The sequence below is a fragment of the Microcoleus sp. Pol11C3 genome, assembly GCF_036701485.1.
In the GTDB taxonomy this organism is placed as follows: domain Bacteria; phylum Cyanobacteriota; class Cyanobacteriia; order Cyanobacteriales; family Microcoleaceae; genus Microcoleus.
On sequence record NZ_JAUBQW010000100.1, the window covers coordinates 1 to 17,675 of the forward strand.

General features: G+C 47.2%; 19 protein-coding genes. 13 read left to right on the top strand and 6 right to left on the bottom strand.

The window, feature by feature from the left end; translation table 11 throughout:
• Positions 1–3: 3 nt before the first annotated feature.
• A complete protein-coding gene (locus tag QUA40_RS20380; RefSeq protein ID WP_333129178.1) occupies positions 4–177 on the top strand; it encodes an efflux RND transporter permease subunit in 174 nt (57 codons plus the stop codon).
• A gap of 129 nt (positions 178–306) precedes the next feature.
• Here the strand turns inward: QUA40_RS20380 and QUA40_RS20385 are convergent, their stop codons facing one another.
• Positions 307–441, bottom strand: coding sequence for a hypothetical protein (locus QUA40_RS20385; protein WP_333129126.1), 135 nt, complete (start codon positions 439–441; stop codon positions 307–309).
• Between the two features lie 116 nt (positions 442–557).
• Here QUA40_RS20385 and QUA40_RS20390 point away from each other — a divergent pair, with 116 nt between their 5' ends.
• On the top strand, positions 558–1,586 hold the full coding sequence (locus tag QUA40_RS20390) for a hypothetical protein (RefSeq protein WP_333129130.1): 1,029 nt from the start codon (positions 558–560) through the stop codon (positions 1,584–1,586).
• Between the two features lie 60 nt (positions 1,587–1,646).
• Here the strand turns inward: QUA40_RS20390 and QUA40_RS20395 are convergent, their stop codons facing one another.
• From QUA40_RS20395 to QUA40_RS20405, 3 genes are all read right to left on the bottom strand, one after another.
• On the bottom strand, positions 1,647–2,075 hold the full coding sequence (locus QUA40_RS20395) for a transporter suffix domain-containing protein (RefSeq protein ID WP_333129131.1): 429 nt from the start codon (positions 2,073–2,075) through the stop codon (positions 1,647–1,649).
• Positions 2,076–2,139: 64 nt separating this feature from the next.
• On the bottom strand, positions 2,140–2,958 hold the full coding sequence (locus QUA40_RS20400) for a carbohydrate ABC transporter permease (RefSeq protein WP_333129133.1): 819 nt from the start codon (positions 2,956–2,958) through the stop codon (positions 2,140–2,142).
• A gap of 229 nt (positions 2,959–3,187) precedes the next feature.
• A complete protein-coding gene (locus QUA40_RS20405) occupies positions 3,188–3,379 on the bottom strand; it encodes a hypothetical protein (protein ID WP_333129135.1) in 192 nt (63 codons plus the stop codon).
• A 70-nt stretch (positions 3,380–3,449) separates the two neighbouring features.
• On the opposite strand from QUA40_RS20405, the gene QUA40_RS20410 reads away from it, so the two are divergent.
• From QUA40_RS20410 to rdgB, 8 genes are all read left to right on the top strand, one after another.
• Positions 3,450–4,142, top strand: a complete 693-nt coding sequence (locus QUA40_RS20410; RefSeq protein WP_333129137.1) for an aldehyde oxygenase (deformylating) — start codon at positions 3,450–3,452, stop codon at positions 4,140–4,142.
• Between the two features lie 149 nt (positions 4,143–4,291).
• Positions 4,292–5,317, top strand: a complete 1,026-nt coding sequence (locus tag QUA40_RS20415; protein WP_333129138.1) for a long-chain acyl-[acyl-carrier-protein] reductase — start codon at positions 4,292–4,294, stop codon at positions 5,315–5,317.
• A 253-nt stretch (positions 5,318–5,570) separates the two neighbouring features.
• Entirely contained in the window at positions 5,571–6,551 is a 981-nt protein-coding gene (accA, locus tag QUA40_RS20420) for an acetyl-CoA carboxylase carboxyl transferase subunit alpha (protein ID WP_333129140.1), read from the top strand.
• A 248-nt stretch (positions 6,552–6,799) separates the two neighbouring features.
• Complete coding sequence (locus QUA40_RS20425) at positions 6,800–7,525, top strand: SDR family oxidoreductase (protein WP_333129143.1); 726 nt, start codon at positions 6,800–6,802, stop codon at positions 7,523–7,525.
• A gap of 195 nt (positions 7,526–7,720) precedes the next feature.
• Positions 7,721–8,455, top strand: a complete 735-nt coding sequence (gene folE / locus QUA40_RS20430; RefSeq protein WP_333129145.1) for a GTP cyclohydrolase I FolE — start codon at positions 7,721–7,723, stop codon at positions 8,453–8,455.
• Positions 8,456–8,722: 267 nt separating this feature from the next.
• Positions 8,723–10,147 carry a phosphoglucomutase/phosphomannomutase family protein gene (locus QUA40_RS20435; RefSeq protein WP_333129147.1) on the top strand — a complete coding sequence of 475 codons (1,425 nt, stop codon included), beginning with the start codon at positions 8,723–8,725 and terminating at the stop codon, positions 10,145–10,147.
• Positions 10,148–10,408: 261 nt separating this feature from the next.
• Positions 10,409–11,029 carry a hypothetical protein gene (locus QUA40_RS20440; protein ID WP_333129149.1) on the top strand — a complete coding sequence of 207 codons (621 nt, stop codon included), beginning with the start codon at positions 10,409–10,411 and terminating at the stop codon, positions 11,027–11,029.
• Between the two features lie 15 nt (positions 11,030–11,044).
• Positions 11,045–11,635: an RdgB/HAM1 family non-canonical purine NTP pyrophosphatase gene (gene rdgB, locus QUA40_RS20445; RefSeq protein WP_333129151.1), complete on the top strand. Its 591-nt coding sequence runs from the start codon at positions 11,045–11,047 to the stop codon at positions 11,633–11,635.
• A 129-nt stretch (positions 11,636–11,764) separates the two neighbouring features.
• On the opposite strand, the gene QUA40_RS20450 is transcribed toward rdgB, so the two are convergent.
• On the bottom strand, positions 11,765–12,103 hold the full coding sequence (locus tag QUA40_RS20450) for a P-II family nitrogen regulator (protein WP_006633346.1): 339 nt from the start codon (positions 12,101–12,103) through the stop codon (positions 11,765–11,767).
• 349 nt (positions 12,104–12,452) lie between these two features.
• Between QUA40_RS20450 and QUA40_RS20455 the strand changes: the two genes are divergently transcribed.
• A complete protein-coding gene (locus tag QUA40_RS20455; RefSeq protein ID WP_333129154.1) occupies positions 12,453–13,733 on the top strand; it encodes an MFS transporter in 1,281 nt (426 codons plus the stop codon).
• A gap of 254 nt (positions 13,734–13,987) precedes the next feature.
• Here QUA40_RS20455 and QUA40_RS20460 read toward each other — a convergent pair whose 3' ends face one another.
• Positions 13,988–14,110, bottom strand: a complete 123-nt coding sequence (locus QUA40_RS20460) for a hypothetical protein (RefSeq protein WP_333129158.1) — start codon at positions 14,108–14,110, stop codon at positions 13,988–13,990.
• Positions 14,111–14,197: 87 nt separating this feature from the next.
• Here QUA40_RS20460 and ilvB point away from each other — a divergent pair, with 87 nt between their 5' ends.
• Both ilvB and QUA40_RS20470 read left to right on the top strand, forming a co-directional pair.
• The gene (ilvB, locus tag QUA40_RS20465; RefSeq protein WP_333129161.1) at positions 14,198–16,033 is read left to right on the top strand and encodes a biosynthetic-type acetolactate synthase large subunit; all 1,836 of its coding nucleotides are present in this window, start codon (positions 14,198–14,200) and stop codon (positions 16,031–16,033) included.
• 195 nt (positions 16,034–16,228) lie between these two features.
• A partial coding sequence (locus QUA40_RS20470) for a serine/threonine-protein kinase (protein WP_333129163.1) occupies positions 16,229–17,675 on the top strand: 1,447 nt, incomplete at its 3' end.

Here is a 17,675-nt window from a genome sequence, read left to right on the forward strand (position 1 = left end):
ATTTTGGGTATTGCTCCTCTAGTTAACCCGGAAGGTGCGGGTGCAGCGAGCCGCCGATCGCTAGGGAATGCGATCGCCGGGGGGATGGTGGTTTCTACTTTCTTGAGTTTGTTTATGGTGCCGATTCTCTATGTGGTGGTTGTCTACTCTATCGCTTTAGGAAACGCGATAGAGTAGACAATCTACCCGAGGATGGCACAATTTTGAACGGCAAAACGACTCCCCACGAGGAGATTGAACGCGATAAAGTATCGCCGTTTTAGTTGGTAATTAGTTCCTTTAACTATCCTGTTAATGGTTCTTGCTTCAAAATACCCGACTATCTGTGCCACCGACTTTTTTATTATTGCGACGCTGTGCGGCCACTCTCGGAGAAGATTTTTTGTGCAGGTAGCGATCGCCCGATCGCCCCCCATCGTGCAATAATGATATGACTTGCACAAAAGCTCTATTAGTAGGTAAATCTTGCCTACCTTACCGCTACATATAGCGTCTGAACTGTCAACCCGTGCAAGTTCCCAATTAAACCGGCTGTTGCACTACACAAATTTTTCCTAATGGCTGAAGTCCCCCTAAATCCCGCAGAACTTGCAGAAGCCCTCAACGGCTTTACCGATATCAATTTCCAATTGCCAGACCCCGAAGACGAACAAATACCAGAGTTTGACTTTGAAAATCAGGTTGACAATGCCTGGAAAGTGTGCGATCGCTTCGACTTGCAAACCGACATCTGGCGGGGACGCATTCTCCGAACAGTTAGAGACAGAGAAAAAAAAGGTGGCGAAGGACGCGGCACTGGCTTTTTGAACTGGCTCAAAGAAAGAGAAATTGGCAAAAGTCAAGCCTATTCTTTGATAGAATTAGCTAATAGTGCCGATACTCTGATCCAGCAAGGAGATTTAGACCCAAATTCCATTAGAAACTTCAGCAAAAGAGCCTTTGTAGAAACCGCCAAAGCATCTCCCGAAGTGCAGCAAATGGTAACAGATGCTGCAGCAAGTGGCGATCGCATTACCCGCCGCGAAGTCAAACAACTCTCCGACGAATGGATGGCAATGAACTCAGATTTATTGCCAGAAGAAGTCAAAGAAAAAGCATCTACCGGTTCTCTACCTTCCCGCTACCTCGCTCCTTTAGTCAAAGAAATGGAGAAACTCTCCCCATCTCACCAAAGCGAAATTCAAAAAGAAGTAGCAGAAAATCCCGACGTAGATACTGTCAAACAGCTAACATCCGACGCCAAGAACTTATCAAAATATCTCGACGCCGCCGCCCAAGTGCAAGCTCTGAATCAGTCTCACTTAGACATGGAAATGGCATTAGAAGAATCTTTGCGAGTAGGCTGTTTGGGAACCACCGCCGACGTTGTAAAACAAGCCGCACAGCTAGAACAAACAGTAGTCAAACTCTACACAATTTGGAAGCGTTTAGGCAGTTTGGCAGATAGATTGTACGTGGATACAGGAGCAAGCACACCCAATTTGCGGTTGCTTTTGGGATGCTTGGACAGTCTTTCGGGAGAAAAGATAGAAGTGGATTTCGGAGACGGAGAACGCTCTATTCGCTTGCAAATTTTCAGCGAATAGCTCAACATTGACCGCAGATCAACGCTAACATCCCCGCTGATTATCTGCGTCGAGTCCTGTTCATCTGCGGTTAAAATTTTTGATTTTTTTCCAAAGATAGCGGGGATGCAAATAACGCCGATATTTGGTAACGACTTCTTTCCCCAACAGCACCACGCTAATCCAAAAACAAACTTCTGCCCCAACAGCCAGAACGACAGATAAAGTAGTTTTTTGGGTAATGTCCAGCGGCAGGAAGGGCACAACAAATAAGACGGCCAACCACGGTAGAAAAGATACGATAAATAAAAATAAACCGAGTTTTTTCATAGATTCACATAATACAGCTTTGATATGCCCTTTATCTCTTAGTCCGCTTAAAGTGGACTTCGTTTGTATAGTAGCGAGTTCAATCGCCTCCTTCACTACAAACTCACCTAGCGCCATCAATGTCAGCAACAGGCAAGATGCCTGTTCCACAAGAAAGTTAACTCTTTGTGGAACAGGCATCTTGCCTGTTCTTGAGAATGGTTCCACAAATGACTACAAACTTAATTGCCAATCCCTCTCCAACTCAATTCTTAATCCCCGTCGCCGCAATCCCCCGAATAAACTGCCGTTGACCGGCTAAAAACAGCAATACCACCGGCACTGTTCCAATTACCACCGCCGCCATCAACAACTGCCAACTGCTAGTAAACTGTTCCTGAAACTCAGCCAGAACCAACTGCACAGTCCGCAACTCCGGCCGCGTCGTAAACACCAGCGGCTTAAACAAATCGTTCCACTCCCCGATAAAGGTAAACAAAAACAGCGTCACCAAAGCAGGGCGGGCCAAAGGTAACATCACCTGCCACAAAACCTGCCAGCGGTTAGCCCCATCCAGCATTGCCGCCTCCTCTAACTCCACGGGAACAGTCATAAAATACTGGCGCAGCAGAAAAATCCCAAAACCGTTAGCCGCCGTAGGCAAAATCAGAGCCCCGTAAGTATTCAGCAGATGGCCCCACTTCAAAACCAAGAAAATCGGAATCACCAAAAGCTGAAACGGAATTACCAGCGTCGCCAAAACCCCCAAAACTAGGGCCTGTCGCCCCCGAAACTTCAGCCTGGCCAAAGCATAACCGGCCAAAGCAGAAGTCACAACCTGAAAACCAGTCACTGCGATCGCCACTAGAGTAGAATTAAGGAATGCCAACAAAAAATTGCCACGTCGCCAAGCCTCCTGATAGTTCGCAAAAGTCAGGTCTGTGGCCTTGACACCGACACCAGATGGTGATAGAGAAACCAAAAATACAGCAGCCAGTGGCAGCAGCACCAGCCCAGCACCCGCTAGCAACAAAATAAAACTCAGCAGTTCCAGCGCTTGAGACCTGTCAAAGGATTTACCCATAAATTTGTGAATTAACCTAAAATAATAAGCCTGTAAGGTTCTCGCACCCGATCGCCCCCCAGATTCCCATACAACATAATATGTCGTAGAGGGAAAGAAGGAGTACCCAGGGAGGAACTTGTAATTAAGATATAATGTTATAGATAGAGTTGGTACTGTAAAACCCTTAAGGGTGGAGACATAGACCGTCTTTCTATAATCTATTTTCCGGAAAAAGAGCGACTAACGACTAATTCAAGTAATTAGTAAATAGATAGCATTCTAGCGATAGTCTTTCTGGAGTGTACGACGGCAATAGTCCGGCAAACACGCTGAGGACGCCAGTTTTTCCCGGAACGTCAAAGAAAATTTCTTTGTCGAAAGAATCCTCAGCTATAATCTCTGATTTAGATGGGGTGCGTTCAAAAAAGGTAAAGTGCACTGTCACTGACCCCCAATTTTAAAGGGGTTTCCAAACATCCCACAAGCTTATATGAGGAGACTACATATCTATGCCCCAGCTTGAGGCTAGCCCAACAATTGACTTTCAAACCGAAACTTACAAAGATGCTTACAGCCGCATCAACGCCATTGTGATTGAAGGCGAACAAGAAGCTCACGACAATTACCTGACACTGGCCGAACTGTTGGCTGACAAAAAAGCAGAGTTAATTGGCTTGTCCAAGATGGAGAACCGCCACATGAAAGGCTTCCAAGCTTGTGGCCGGAATCTTAAAGTCACGCCGGACATGGCATTTGCCAAGCAGTTCTTTTCGGAACTGCACAGAAACTTCCAAACGGCCGCGGCTCAAGGTCAGATTGTAACTTGCTTGTTGATTCAATCGCTAATTATCGAGTGTTTTGCGATCGCAGCTTACAACATCTACATCCCCGTCGCCGATGACTTTGCTCGCAAAATCACCGAAGGCGTCGTCAAAGAAGAATACAGCCACCTCAACTTTGGGGAAGTCTGGCTGCAAGCTCACTTTGAGGCATCCAAAGCCGAACTAGAAGCCGCCAACCGCCAAAACCTGCCCATCATCTGGAGACTGCTCAACTCTGTCGCAGACGATGCCCGCGTCTTGGGAATGGAAAAAGACGCTTTAATCGAAGACTTTATGATTGCCTACGGCGAAGCCCTCGGCAACATAGGCTTTAACAACCGCGATATTATGCGGATGTCAGCACAAGGTCTCGCAGCCTAGTTAATTGGAAAATAAGGAATGGGAAAAAAATTAAAAATTAAAAATTAAAAATGGGATAACTCATTTTAAAATATAAATTTTTAATCTTCCCATCTTCCATCTTCCTTCTTCCATCTTCCTTCTTTCAACTTCCTTCATTTGACAACTTAATGTTTGGTCTAATCGGTCACTTAACCAGCTTAGAACACGCCCAATCAGTAGCTAACGAGCTGGGCTATCCAGAATATGCCGATCAAGGTCTCGATTTTTGGTGCAGCGCACCGCCCCAAATAGTTGATCAGATCACGGTAACAAGCATCACTGGACAAAAAATAGAAGGCCGCTATGTGGAGTCCTGTTTTCTGCCAGAAATGCTAGCGACTCGCCGTATTAAAGCAGCCACTCGCAAAATCCTTAATGCGATGGCACACGCTCAAAAAAACGGGATTAACATCACTGCTTTAGGTGGCTTTTCTTCGATCATTTTTGAGACTTTCAACTTGCAGCAAATTAAGCAAATTCGCAATCTCAAGTTGGAGTTCGAGCGCTTCACCACTGGTAACACTCACACGGCATACATCCTCTGCCGCCAAGTAGAAGAAGCAGCCCCCAAATTGGGGATTGAACTTTCAAAAGCCACTGTAGCCGTTTGTGGTGCTACTGGCGATATTGGCAGTGCTGTGTGTCGCTGGCTCAATCTTAAAACAAATGTAGCAGAATTGTTGCTCATTGCCCGCGACAAAGAACGATTGCAAGATTTGCAATCGGAATTGGGGCGAGGCAAAATTATGGATTTGGAAGAAGCCCTGCCCCAAGCGGATATTGTAGTGTGGGTAGCCAGTATGCCCAAGGGAGTAGAAATTGACCCTAAGACTTTGAAGCAACCGTGTTTATTGATTGATGGTGGCTATCCGAAAAATTTGGCAACTCAGGTTCAGCATCCAGAAATTTACGTACTCAATGGCGGCATTGTGGAGCATTCCCTCGATATTGAGTGGAAAATTATGAAGATTGTCAATATGGATGTACCGGGCCGACAGTTGTTTGCTTGTTTTGCTGAATCAATGCTGCTGGAATTTGAAAAAATGTATACCAATTTTTCTTGGGGACGGAATCAAATTACTGTGGAGAAGATGGAGCAAATCGGTCTTATTTCTGTCAAACACGGTTTCCGACCTTTATTAATGTCAGTTTGATGTTAAGAGTCAACAGTTAAATTTGAAATTTTAACTGTTGACTATTTCGTTGGAGCGGAATAATATTTTTCGGAGTGGAGCGGGAGCTTCCCGCTCGCGCTATATGATAATTAGGATGTGACCGAATTTGATATCATACAAAATTTAAAACTCAAAGTTTCCTATTTTTCCGTCTTTTTTACCATCCCCTGACAGGGTAGGATCTGGAAATAGTCGATCGACAAAACCTTAAAACCTTATAGAAATTATCCGCGTGCCACACCCAGACCGTAAACCCTTACTCCTAGATTTTGAAAAGCCCCTGGCCGAACTCGAAACCCGAATTCACCAGATTCGCGAACTCGCCGAAGAAAACAGCGTCGATGTTACCGACGAAATTCGCAAACTCGAAGCTCGCTCCACCCAACTGCGACAAGAAATCTTCAGCAGCTTGTCCCCCATGCAGCGGCTGCAACTCGCCCGTCACCCGCGCCGCCCCAGCACCCTCGATTACATTCAGGCCATTAGCGACGAGTGGATCGAGCTTCACGGCGATCGGCGTGGCGGAGACGACCCGGCCCTCGTCGGCGGAATTGCCCGCATAGACGGGCGTCCCACAGTCATTATCGGCCATCAAAAAGGCCGTGACACTAAAGACAATATCGCCCGCAACTTCGGCATGGCTGCTCCCGGTGGCTACCGCAAAGCCCTGCGATTGATGGAACACGCCGATCGCTTCGGAATGCCAATTTTCACCTTTATCGACACTCCGGGGGCTTGGGCGGGCTTAGAAGCAGAACAGCTCGGACAGGGAGAGGCGATCGCCTGCAACCTCCGAGAAATGTTTCGCCTCGACGTTCCCATTATTTGCACCGTCATAGGCGAAGGCGGTTCCGGCGGCGCTTTGGGTATCGGTGTCGGCGAGCGGCTGTTGATGCTGGAACATTCCGTCTACACCGTCGCCACCCCAGAAGCTTGCGCGGCCATCCTCTGGAAAGATTCTGGCAAAGCTAACTTAGCCGCAGAAGCCCTCAAAATCACCTCCTGGGATTTGAAAAACCTCGGCATTCTCGATCAAATAGTCCCCGAGCCGATCGGTGGCGCTCACTCGAATCCCCTCAAAGCTGCGTCCATACTCAAACAGGCTTTGTTAGAAAACTTAGCAGAACTGACACAGCTTACTGGCCAGCAGCGGCGCCAGATGCGGTATCAAAAGTTTCGCGATATCGGTGTATTCACTGAAATTGCGGCTTGATCCGATCGATTCAGAGTTATCAGTTATGAGTGAAAATCTCTTAACCTCCAACTCATAACTGATAACTCACCAGTCACTATTCTGCGAATCAGTCAGCAGTGTTATAATTTCTCAGGTGACACGGCTTAACAGTTCTTAATGTTCATCTCATAATTAACTGTTATCGCCCGCAGCAGACAGTTGTCTAATTTGCCTCAGAAGGCTGCAACGCTGTAGGGAGTTGTCGAGCGAAAGTATTAGGACACTGAATGAACCATCCAACAACAAAGCAGGCTCTGATTACCGGAGCCAGCAGCGGTATTGGCAAAGCGACGGCTCTAGCGTTCGCCGCCGAGGGCATAAATCTGGCCTTAGTTAGCCGAGAGTCGGAAAACTTAGAAGCCGTTGCCGCAGCAGCCCGAGAAGTCGGAGTGAAAGCAGAAGCTTATCCCTTAGACTTGGCAAAAATTGAGCAAGTGCAAAGCAGCATCAGCGCGATCGCAGCTCAATTCGGTGCCGTAGATATCCTGGTCAACAGCGCGGGTATGGGCTACACCGGCTCATTGACGGAAACGTCCCTAGCCGACTGGCAGAAAGTTCTAGACCTCAATCTTACTAGCGTTTGGCAGTGCATTCTAGGAGTTTTGCCGTCCATGCGCGATCGCGGATCGGGAATCATCATCAACGTTTCCTCGATCGCCGGCAGCCAAACCTTCCCCAACTGGGGAGCCTACTGCGTCAGCAAATTTGGTCTCATGGCTTTGTCTAAAACCTTAGCCGCCGAAGAACGGGCTCACGGAATTCGCGTAACAGCAATCTGTCCGGGTTCTGTCAACACTCCCATGTGGGACACAGACACCGTGGACGCCGACTTCGATCGCAACGCCATGTTAACCCCAGAAATCGTCGCCCAATCAATTCTGCACGCAGTTCAGTTGCCAGCAAGTGCCGTAATTGAAGAAATCACGCTCATGTCCAACGCTGGAGTTTTGTGAACTTGAGATTGTAGACTGCTGGATTTTTCTCGAATTCAACAATCTTTGAATCTCTAACTCTATCCCCCAATCAAAAATCCAAAATCGAAAATCGAAAATAGATAGCTCTCTCCCAATCGAAAATAGATAGCTCTCTCCCAATCGAAAATCGAAAATCCAAAATCGAAAATAGATCGACCCTCACACTAACTTGTTATGACAATTGCATCTTCCGCCGATTCCAATGGCTCGAACTCAATCTCGACTGACAGCATGAAACTGTTACAAACCGCAGAGAACAACTCCCCGCGCATCCCCACTCGACCCGATCGCAATTCCTCGCACGGTCAAGAATCCAACGTACCCGTACCCTCCGAAGTAGGCCAGGAAGAAATGATGGAGGCCGTTCGCACCTTGCTGCTGGGAGTAGGAGAAGACCCCGAACGCGAAGGATTGCTCAAAACCCCGAAGCGGGTAGCAGAAGCAATGCGGTTTCTCACCAGCGGCTACACTCAATCCCTCGAAGAACTTCTTAACGGCGCTATCTTTGACGAAGGTCACAACGAAATGGTACTGGTACGAGACATCAGCGTATTCAGTATGTGCGAACACCATATGCTGCCGTTTATGGGTCGAGTTCACGTCGCTTACATTCCCAACCAAAAAGTAGTGGGACTGAGCAAATTAGCCAGAATTGTCGAGATGTACAGCCGTCGGTTGCAGGTGCAAGAACGTTTGACTCGTCAAGTTGCCGAAGCAGTTCAGACAATATTGGAACCGCAGGGAGTAGCTGTAGTAATGGAAGCCAGCCATATGTGCATGACGATGCGGGGTGTGCAAAAACCCGGTGCTTGGACGGTTACGAGTGCAATGTTGGGCGTGTTTCAAGAGGAACAGAAAACTCGCGAAGAATTCCTGAATTTGATCCGCCACCAACCGGCATTCTTTTAGTCAGTTGACAGTTGACAGTTGACAGTTGGCAGTTAACAGTAATTAGTAGGTTGGGTTGAGGGACGAACCCTCCGTTTCACTCCGCCCAACATCATCTATCAAGCAAGGCTAATGACAACTAACAGTAAGCCGTCAACAGTCAACAGCCACAGTACAGGCTGTGGGAGCGATTCCAAAATCTAAAATCTAAAATCTAAAATCTAAAATCGGATGACGATCGACTAATAAACCCATAAAATAGACGGGTGACTCATGACTTGTGACTAAATGAATCCTATTAAATTCGGTACAGATGGCTGGCGCGGCATCATTGCTGACGATTTTACATTCGATCGCGTAGCGTTAGTCGCTCCCTTAGCGGCACAAGTTCTCGCACAAACCGGCAGCAGCGATGGCAGCAGCGGTACCGTAATTGTCGGTCACGACCGCCGATTTCTGGCTGAAGAATTTGCCAAAACAGCGGCTATTGCCGTCCAAAACGCAGGATTTGACGTGCTGCTGAGCGAATCCTACGCCCCCACTCCAGCTTTCAGTTTAGCTGCCAAACAATTAAATGCTTTGGGTGCGATCGTCCTGACCGCCAGCCACAATCCCGGCTCATATTTAGGGTTAAAAGTCAAGGGCGGATTTGGCGGGTCAGTTTCGCCGGAAGTTACTCAACAGATAGAAGAAAAATTCGACAATCCGGCGGCACTTTCAGCAAATCCCGGGAAATTGGAGAATTTCAATCCTTGGCCGGCTTACTGCAAAACCTTGCGGGAAATGGTAGATATTGAGGCAATTAAAGAGGCGATCGCCAGCGGTAAAATTACAGTATTTGTAGATGTAATGCACGGTGCAGCAGCAGGAGGATTAGCTCAAATTTTAGAAGAAACAGTGCACGAAGTCAACAGCGATCGAGATCCGCTGTTCGGCGGCGGTGCACCGGAACCTTTGCCGCGCTACCTGTCGCAGTTATTTCGGGTGATGCGAACTCACCAGCGAAAAAGTTCTGGTTTGTCGATCGGATTTGTATTTGACGGAGATAGCGATCGAATTGCAGCCGTTGACTCTAGCGGCAACTTTCTCAGTTCACAAATCCTAGTTCCCATATTAATCGAACATTTAGCAAAACGGCGCGGCTTGACGGGGGAAGTCATCAAAACAGTCAGCGGTTCAGACATAATTCCCAAAATTGCCAAGCTGTACGACTTACCTTTATTTGAAACGCCGATCGGTTACAAGTATATAGCCGATCGAATGTTAACCACCGAAGTGTTAGTCGGCGGCGAAGAATCGGGAGGAATTGGCTACGGTACACACATTCCCGAACGAGATGCTTTGCTGTCAGCGCTGTATTTGTTAGAAGCAGTTGTCAAATCCGGGGAAGACTTAAGCGAAATTTACAGCCGACTGCAACAAGAAACAAGCTTTACATCAGCTTATGACAGAATCGACTTGCACCTAGCAAACATGGAAGAAAGGTCGCGTTTGCTGTCGCTGCTGCAAAATCAACCTTTAACAGAAATCGCCGGCAAAGCAGTTGTAGATTGCAACAAAGTTGACGGATATAAATTCCGCTTAGCCGAGGGAAGTTGGCTGTTAATTCGGTTTAGCGGAACCGAACCAGTGTTGCGGCTGTATTCAGAAGCAGCGACATTGAAAGAAGTTATGCACAACTTAAACTGGGCGAAAAATTGGGCGCATAATTAATCGGAGTTTTCAACCGCAGATAAACGCAGATGAACGCGGATGAGTTAATCTCAAATTTCTATTTCTCTGTGTCCTCTGCGCCCTCTGCGGTTAAAAAAATCTTCTTCATAAATAAAATAGTATTACCATAGCAATGCTCCCCTCAATTGTGAACTATTTCTCTTCCTTAGCGTCCTTCGCGTCTTCGCGGTTCGTAAAAAAAAATCTTAGTCACCAATGAAATACTATTGCTATATCAGTTAAGTTTTAGGATAAAAAAAGATGGCTTACAGCGATTTCAGCCTTGCGAGAGTCAAAAAAGATTTTGGATTAACCTTAGATGAAAGCCGCAATTTATTTGCTTATACAAAACCAGTTGCACCCTCAGAAATCTTAACAACAATCCTGAGCGATTATGTACCGCTAGCAACTTTTATTTCCACAGAAAAAGCTCGCTCGGAATTTTTAATTGCCCCGATTCTAGCAGAAGCTCGGCGATTGTTAAACAAACGAGTTTCTCTGTTTTCCGGTAAGGATTTTACCGTCGATCCAGAAAGAGGCTTGCAAGGATTTTGCGATTATATTATTAGCGGATCTCCAGAACAATTGTTCATCAGTGCTCCGGTTATAACAATTTTTGAGGCGAAAAAGGAAGATATTATTGGCGGTTTGGGTCAATGCGTGGCTGCAATGGTAGCGGCTCAATGTTTCAATCAAAACCAAGACAGTGAGGTCGATCGCATTTACGGCGCGGTGACGACTGGAACTAACTGGAAATTCTTGATTTTGGAGGAAACTACTGTTTATATTGATCCAATTGAATACTATATTCAAGATGTTGATAAGATTTTGGGAATTTTGTTGCAACCTTTCTCCCAATCTTTTGTTAATATAGATCCGTAAGTTTTAACAGAAATAATGACCGATCGCAAATTGCTAGTTGTAGCTACCGGCAATCCGGGTAAACTCAAGGAAATGCAAGTTTATCTTCAGGATTTGGGATGGGAATTGCAGCTCAAACCGGAAGAGTTGGAAATCGAGGAAACTGGCGAAACTTTTATTGCTAATGCTTGCTTGAAGGCGTCTGAAGTGGCAAAAGCAACTGGCAAATGGTCGATCGCCGATGATTCTGGTTTAATGGTAGATGCACTCAACGGCCAACCCGGGATTTACTCGGCACGCTACGGGAAAACCGATGCTGACAGGATATCTCGACTTCTCAATGAATTGGGAAACGAACAAAACCGGGAAGCACAATTTGTTTGCGCGATCGCGATCGCCCGTCCCGACGGTACAATTGCCTTGCAAGTAGAAGGAATTTGTCGGGGCGAAATCCTCCACACTCCTCGCGGTACGGGAGGTTTCGGATATGACCCCATTTTCTACGTACCCGCACAGCAACAGACTTTTGCAGAAATGACACCCGATATCAAGCGATCGCACTCTCACCGCGGCCGAGCATTCCAAGCTTTACTACCACAAATGGCGAACATTGTCAACCCCAACTGAGGAAAAAAACTAAAACAGGAGCATTGGATATTCACCGTCAGAAATCAGAACTGAACAGGGAAGAGGCTTTCTCAATTGGCAATTACCGATGACCAATTACCGATGAACGATGCCCAATGCCCCATTATCTTAGATTGCCTCCAGGTTCTTTTCCCCAGTCCGAATCCGGATAATTTGTTCTACAGGAGAGATGAAAATCTTGCCGTCGCCAATCTCGCCCGTGCGGGAAGCAGCGATAATTTTATCAACCACCATGTCAACCTGATCGTTTTCCACAACAATCTCGACCTTGAGCTTTTGCAAGAACTCAACGGTGTATTCAGAACCGCGATAGCGTTCAGTCATGCCCTTCTGACGGCCAAAACCTCTAACTTCAGAAACAGTCATCCCCACAATGCCAGCATTGACGAGTGCGATTTTCACTTCGTCTAGTTTAAAGGGGCGAATAATAGCTTCAACCTTTTTCAAGTTTTTCACTCCTAACACTTACTACCTTCGTTATATTACTTAAATCGCGTGACATCTTTTAATATCACTGCTAGTATTAAGTATTTTGTAAAATATACTACCTTATTTTGTACTCGCGAGGAGAGGCACGCCAATCTTTAACAATATTCTCGCATTTGCCGGAGCGCGGGATCTAGGCTCGGGTCGATCGCGGTAGAGTGAAAAAGACCCAAGCCCTCCGCCACGGATCTGCTAAAACAGAAAAAGAACGCAGGAGACAGGAGTTTTCCGAGCTTCCACTTTGCTATCTGAGATTTGCACGTATTGCTGAAAACTATAATTGCCAGAGGCGGTCAGTTAAACTATTCCTATGCACCCAGCCAGCCCTCCCCCTGACCGCAGCGGGCTTGATGCCCTACTGAGAAATCGCCCATTCCTCGCCTTGTGGACGGGCCAGTTGTTGGCCCAAGTGGCGGATAAAATCTTTTATGTATTGCTGATTATCCTGGTGAAAACTGGTGGTTACACACTAGGACAGAATGCGGACAATTCTATGCTGTCAGCGGTGATGATCGCCTACACTGTGCCGGCGATCGTCTTTGGTTCGGCCGCCGGTATCGTCGTAGACCGCTTTTCCAAAAAGCAAATGCTGATCGCCTGCAATGTGATTCGAGCCGTATTGATTGTAGCTTTGCCGTTTTTGCCCAAAGCTTTTGTCGTCTTGCTGGCAATTACGTTTTTGGTTTCTACCGTAACGCAATTTTTTGCTCCGGCAGAAGCGGCCGCCATCCCCCTGGCCGTGGGGCGAGAGGGACTGATGTCGGCAAATGCTCTGTTCGCCTCGTCCACAATGGGCGGGATTATTGTCGGGATGACGATCGGCGAACCGCTGTTTAGTTGGGTCAAACACAGCTTTGGATCAGCTTCTCAAGAGTTTTTGCTGGGCGGGTTGTACCTGATATCAGCAGGTTTGATCTATGCCATGCGGATCAAAGAAAGTCATGCCGGCAGCAGTGGCAAAAACGTCCATCCTTGGCAAGATCTCAAAGAAGGTTTGCGCTATTTAAAACACAATCACCTTGTCAGCAACGCGATGGTGCAGTTGACGATTTTGTATTCCGTGTTTGCGGCGCTTCAGGTGCTGGCGATCGCGCTTTCAGGCAAAATAGGTCTCAAAGAAACTCAATTTGGCTTTTTGCTGGCTGCAGCGGGAGTCGGAATGGTCTTCGGCGCAGCCTTTTTGGGACACTGGGGCGATCGAATGCACCACAAACCTCTGCCTTTAATCGGTTTCTTGATGATGGGTTTTGTATTAGCAATGTTTGCCTTTAACCGACAGTTATGGGTGGGATTCGGATTAAGTGCTCTGTTTGGTTTTGGTGCTTCCTTAATTAACGGCCCGATGCAGGCTCTGATTCAAGAAAAAACTCCCGAATCTATGCGGGGAAAAGTCTTTGGCTTGGAGAACAATGCGATTAATATTGCTCTGAGCCTGCCTTTAGCGCTGACCGGCCCGCTGACCGATGCTGTTAGCAAAGCCGTGGGTTCGGATGACCTCGGCTTGCGGATCGTGTTGCTGAGTTTGGGCTTTTTGGTTTCGGTGATGGGCATGGCAGCTTGGCACCATACTCGCAAAGTCTTAAAGGCATAAGAGCATAAGATGCCGAATCACAAATGCTATAGCTTTTTCAGACAGATGAGGTATGTTCGGTAATTGGTAATTGGTAATTGGTAATTGGTAATTGGTAATTGGTAATTGGTAATTGGTAATCGGTAATCGGTAATCGATCGCGCATATAGCCGAGTCTCAGGTTTCTGGAGGTACAGACGCTTGGCTCGAAAATCCTGGCATTCGCAGAATCTGGTATACCTCATGGGGCGTGAAAAAGGCTATAGGCTAGCGTCCTATTCCGGTTTACCGGCTTTCTGCGGCAATTTGCTCTGTTGCTGTTTTTCCTCTGCTGTTCCACAATTTCTCGATCGGACGGCGCGAGCCCGATCGAGAAATCTTTCGTAAAATCTCACCACTTAAATTTTCATAGTTTCATTAATTAAGATTAAAGTAGTATAAAAGCTTTCATTAAAAATCATAATTAGTTTAAGGACGGAAATTCTGTGCAACTAAAAACTAAAGTGGCCATCAAGCGTGCAACTGGTGGATTTGCTTTGATCGACAGCTTGATCCGCCACGGTGTCAAGCATATTTTTGGTTATCCCGGCGGCGCAATTCTGCCGCTTTACGACGAACTCTACCGCGCTGAAGAAACCGGCGCGATCAAACACATTCTAGTGCGGCACGAGCAAGGTGCAGCCCACGCGGCCGACGGTTACGCCCGCGCTACTGGACAAGTTGGGGTTTGTTTCGCGACTTCCGGGCCCGGCGCAACTAATTTGGTGACGGGGATTGCGACGGCGCACATGGATTCGATCCCGATGGTAATTATTACCGGTCAAGTTCCGCGTCCGGCGATCGGCACTGATGCGTTTCAGGAAACTGATATTTACGGCATTACCCTGCCAATTGTCAAGCATTCCTATGTAGTGCGCGACCCCAGAGATATGGCGCGAATTGTGGCAGAAGCTTTCCACATCGCGAGTACAGGGCGGCCGGGGCCGGTGTTGGTTGATGTGCCCAAGGATGTGGGTTTGGAAGAATTTGACTATCTGCCCGTGGAACCTGGAGCGGTGAGAATTCCGGGCTATCGGCCGACGGTGAAGGGAAATCCCCGGCAAATTAATCAAGCAATCCATTTGCTGAAGGAAGCGAAGCGTCCTTTGCTTTATGTGGGCGGCGGGGCGATCGCAGCGGCAGCCCACGAAGAAATTAAGGAACTGGCCGAACTTTTCCAATTGCCGGTGACGACAACGCTGATGGGCAAAGGTGCGTTTGATGAAAACCATCCTTTGTCGGTGAAAATGCTGGGGATGCACGGCACTGCTTACGCTAATTTTGCCGTTACTGAGTGCGATTTGCTGATTGCTGTGGGAGCTCGGTTTGACGATCGCGTGACCGGCAAATTAGACGAGTTTGCCGCGCGCGCAAAGGTGATTCACATCGATATCGACCCGGCGGAAGTAGGCAAAAATCGCGGCCCTGACGTGCCGATTGTCGGAGATGTCCGGCAAGTTTTGCTCGATTTGCTGCGCCGCTGTCGGGAAAGTGGAGTTTCGCCGAATCCCGGACAAACTGCGGAATGGCTGCACAGGATCGATCGCTGGAAAGAGGACTATCCGTTAGTTGTGCCTCATTACCCAGACATTTTGTCTCCGCAAGAGGTGATTTCGGAGTTGGCGACTCAAGCGCCGGATGCTTACTACACGACGGATGTCGGTCAACATCAAATGTGGTCGGCTCAATTCTTGAACAACGGGCCGCGCCGCTGGATTTCGAGCGCTGGTTTGGGAACGATGGGTTACGGGCTGCCGGCGGCGATGGGCGCGAAAATGGCGCTACCCAACGAGCAAGTGATTTGTATTGCTGGCGACGCTAGCATACAAATGAATATTCAAGAGCTGGGAACTTTAGCACAATACGGCATTAATGTCAAGATTGTGATTGTAAATAATGGCTGGCAGGGCATGGTGCGGCAGTGGCAGCAAGCGTTCTATGGGGAGCGTTATTCGTCGTCGAACATGACTGTGGGGATGCCGGATTTTGTGATGCTGGCTGAGGCTTACGGCGTGAAGGGGATGCTGGTTTCAGGGCGGGATGAGTTGCAGGGTGCGATCGGTCAAATGCTCGCTCACCAGGGCCCGGTGCTGATGAACGTCAAGGTGACGAGGGACGAAAACTGCTATCCGATGGTAGTTCCTGGTAAGAGCAATGCTCAAATGGTTGGTTTGCCGGAACGCAGCACGTTGCCATCTGCGGAGTTGATTTATTGTCCGAGTTGCGGCGCGAAGAATGTTTCGAGCAATAAGTTTTGTCCTGAGTGCGGGACAAAAGTTTAACTAGGGACACGCCAATGCCTTGTTTGGCAGGGGTTTAAACCCCTGCCAAGCTTTCGGGTTAAGCGGTTTTTCGGGTTAAGTTGACACGATGAAAGGCAATGCGATGTCCTTACCCGGATCTGCTGTTTCACATTGAAAACCATGTCCGCTGGCATCGCATCGAGAGCTTTAATCTGTAATTTATAAGCATATTTTATGAGCCAGTGTCTAAAGCCTGATTGCCTATGGCAAAACCCGTCTGGCTATACAAAATTCTGTCAAAAATGTGGGAATAAACTGCTATTGGGCGATCGCTACGGAGCCCAAAAAATTATTGGACAAGGGGGATTTGGGCGCACTTTTCTAGCTATTGACGAGTATAAACCCTCAAAACCTCCCTGCGTTATTAAACAATTCTACCCCCAATTTCAAGGCACTTCTAGTATCCAGAAAGCTGCTGAGTTATTTGAGCTTGAAGCAGTCCGCCTAGAACAGTTGGGTAAACATTCTCAAATTCCCGACTTATTAGCATATTTTAGTCAAGATGGACGGCAGTATTTAGTCCAAGAATTCATCGACGGTGAAAATTTAGCCGAAGCACTAGAATCTAAGGGATATTTTAGCGAAACGCAGATTCGCGACTTGCTTAATAATTTATTGCCAGTATTCGAGTTCATTCATTCCCGCCAAGTTATTCACCGAGATATCAAGCTAGAAAATATTATTTTGAGGTCAAATCGTGAATTAGTTTTAGTTGACTTTGGCGCGGCGAAATATGCGACTCAAACAGCTTTAGCGGTAACGGGAACGATGATCGGAAGTGCTGGATATACAGCGCCGGAACAAGCAGCAGGTAAAGCTATTTATGCTAGTGATATTTATAGTTTGGGTGTGACTTGTCTATGTCTGTTAACTCAGGTTGAACCCCTGGAATTATTCGATGTGAGCGAGTTTGAGTGGGTGTGGCGAGAAAACTTAAAAACGTCTGTTAGTTCGGAATTGGGTCAGATTTTAGATAAAATGATTCTACCTGCTAGTAAGAAACGTTATCAATCTGCTACTGAAGTTTTGCAGGCGCTTGGCAATCAATTACCTCAAACACATCCACCAAAACCATCGCCTCAATCATCACCAAAACCATCACCTAAATCATCATCTCAACCATCGCCTCAACCATCACCTAAATCATCACCTCAAACACCTCCATCTCCACCAGATTTACTTAAATCAGCGCGGGGAGTTGACTATACAAATCTACGGGATTTATTAGCGGCGGGTAAGTGGAAAGAGGCGGATCAGGAAACTATCAAGGTGATGCTGAAAGCTGCGAAACGGACTCAGGAAGGTAATTTCAGTAGGGAATCAATTGATAATTTTCCTTGTGATGATTTACGCACGATTGACCAACTTTGGGTAAAATATAGTCAGGGTCGCTTTGGCTTTAGCGTCCAGAGAAAAATTTGGTTAGAATGTGGTGATAAAGTGGATTATTATACTTACTGTAAGCTAGGCGATCGCGTCGGTTGGCGAAAAGGACACAGTTGGTTGGACTACCATGACCTGACCTTTAATAAGCAAGCACAAGAAGGACACTTCCCTACGGTGGGGGGGAGGTCGCGGGGTTGGGTGTTGTGGTGGGGGGGGGGTCGCTTATTTACTTCAC

What these genes read in the sequence shown, in the direction of transcription:
- QUA40_RS20390 (WP_333129130.1), top strand. Translation starts at nt 558, where the DNA reads ATGGCTGAAGTCCCCCTAAATCCCGCAGAACTTGCAGAAGCCCTCAAC.
- QUA40_RS20395 (WP_333129131.1), bottom strand. Translation starts at nt 2,075, where the DNA reads ATGCCTGTTCCACAAAGAGTTAACTTTCTTGTGGAACAGGCATCTTGC.
- QUA40_RS20400 (WP_333129133.1), bottom strand. Translation starts at nt 2,958, where the DNA reads ATGGGTAAATCCTTTGACAGGTCTCAAGCGCTGGAACTGCTGAGTTTT.
- QUA40_RS20410 (WP_333129137.1), top strand. Translation starts at nt 3,450, where the DNA reads ATGCCCCAGCTTGAGGCTAGCCCAACAATTGACTTTCAAACCGAAACT.
- QUA40_RS20415 (WP_333129138.1), top strand. Translation starts at nt 4,292, where the DNA reads ATGTTTGGTCTAATCGGTCACTTAACCAGCTTAGAACACGCCCAATCA.
- QUA40_RS20425 (WP_333129143.1), top strand. Translation starts at nt 6,800, where the DNA reads ATGAACCATCCAACAACAAAGCAGGCTCTGATTACCGGAGCCAGCAGC.
- folE (WP_333129145.1), top strand. Translation starts at nt 7,721, where the DNA reads ATGACAATTGCATCTTCCGCCGATTCCAATGGCTCGAACTCAATCTCG.
- QUA40_RS20435 (WP_333129147.1), top strand. Translation starts at nt 8,723, where the DNA reads ATGAATCCTATTAAATTCGGTACAGATGGCTGGCGCGGCATCATTGCT.
- QUA40_RS20440 (WP_333129149.1), top strand. Translation starts at nt 10,409, where the DNA reads ATGGCTTACAGCGATTTCAGCCTTGCGAGAGTCAAAAAAGATTTTGGA.
- rdgB (WP_333129151.1), top strand. Translation starts at nt 11,045, where the DNA reads ATGACCGATCGCAAATTGCTAGTTGTAGCTACCGGCAATCCGGGTAAA.
- QUA40_RS20455 (WP_333129154.1), top strand. Translation starts at nt 12,453, where the DNA reads ATGCACCCAGCCAGCCCTCCCCCTGACCGCAGCGGGCTTGATGCCCTA.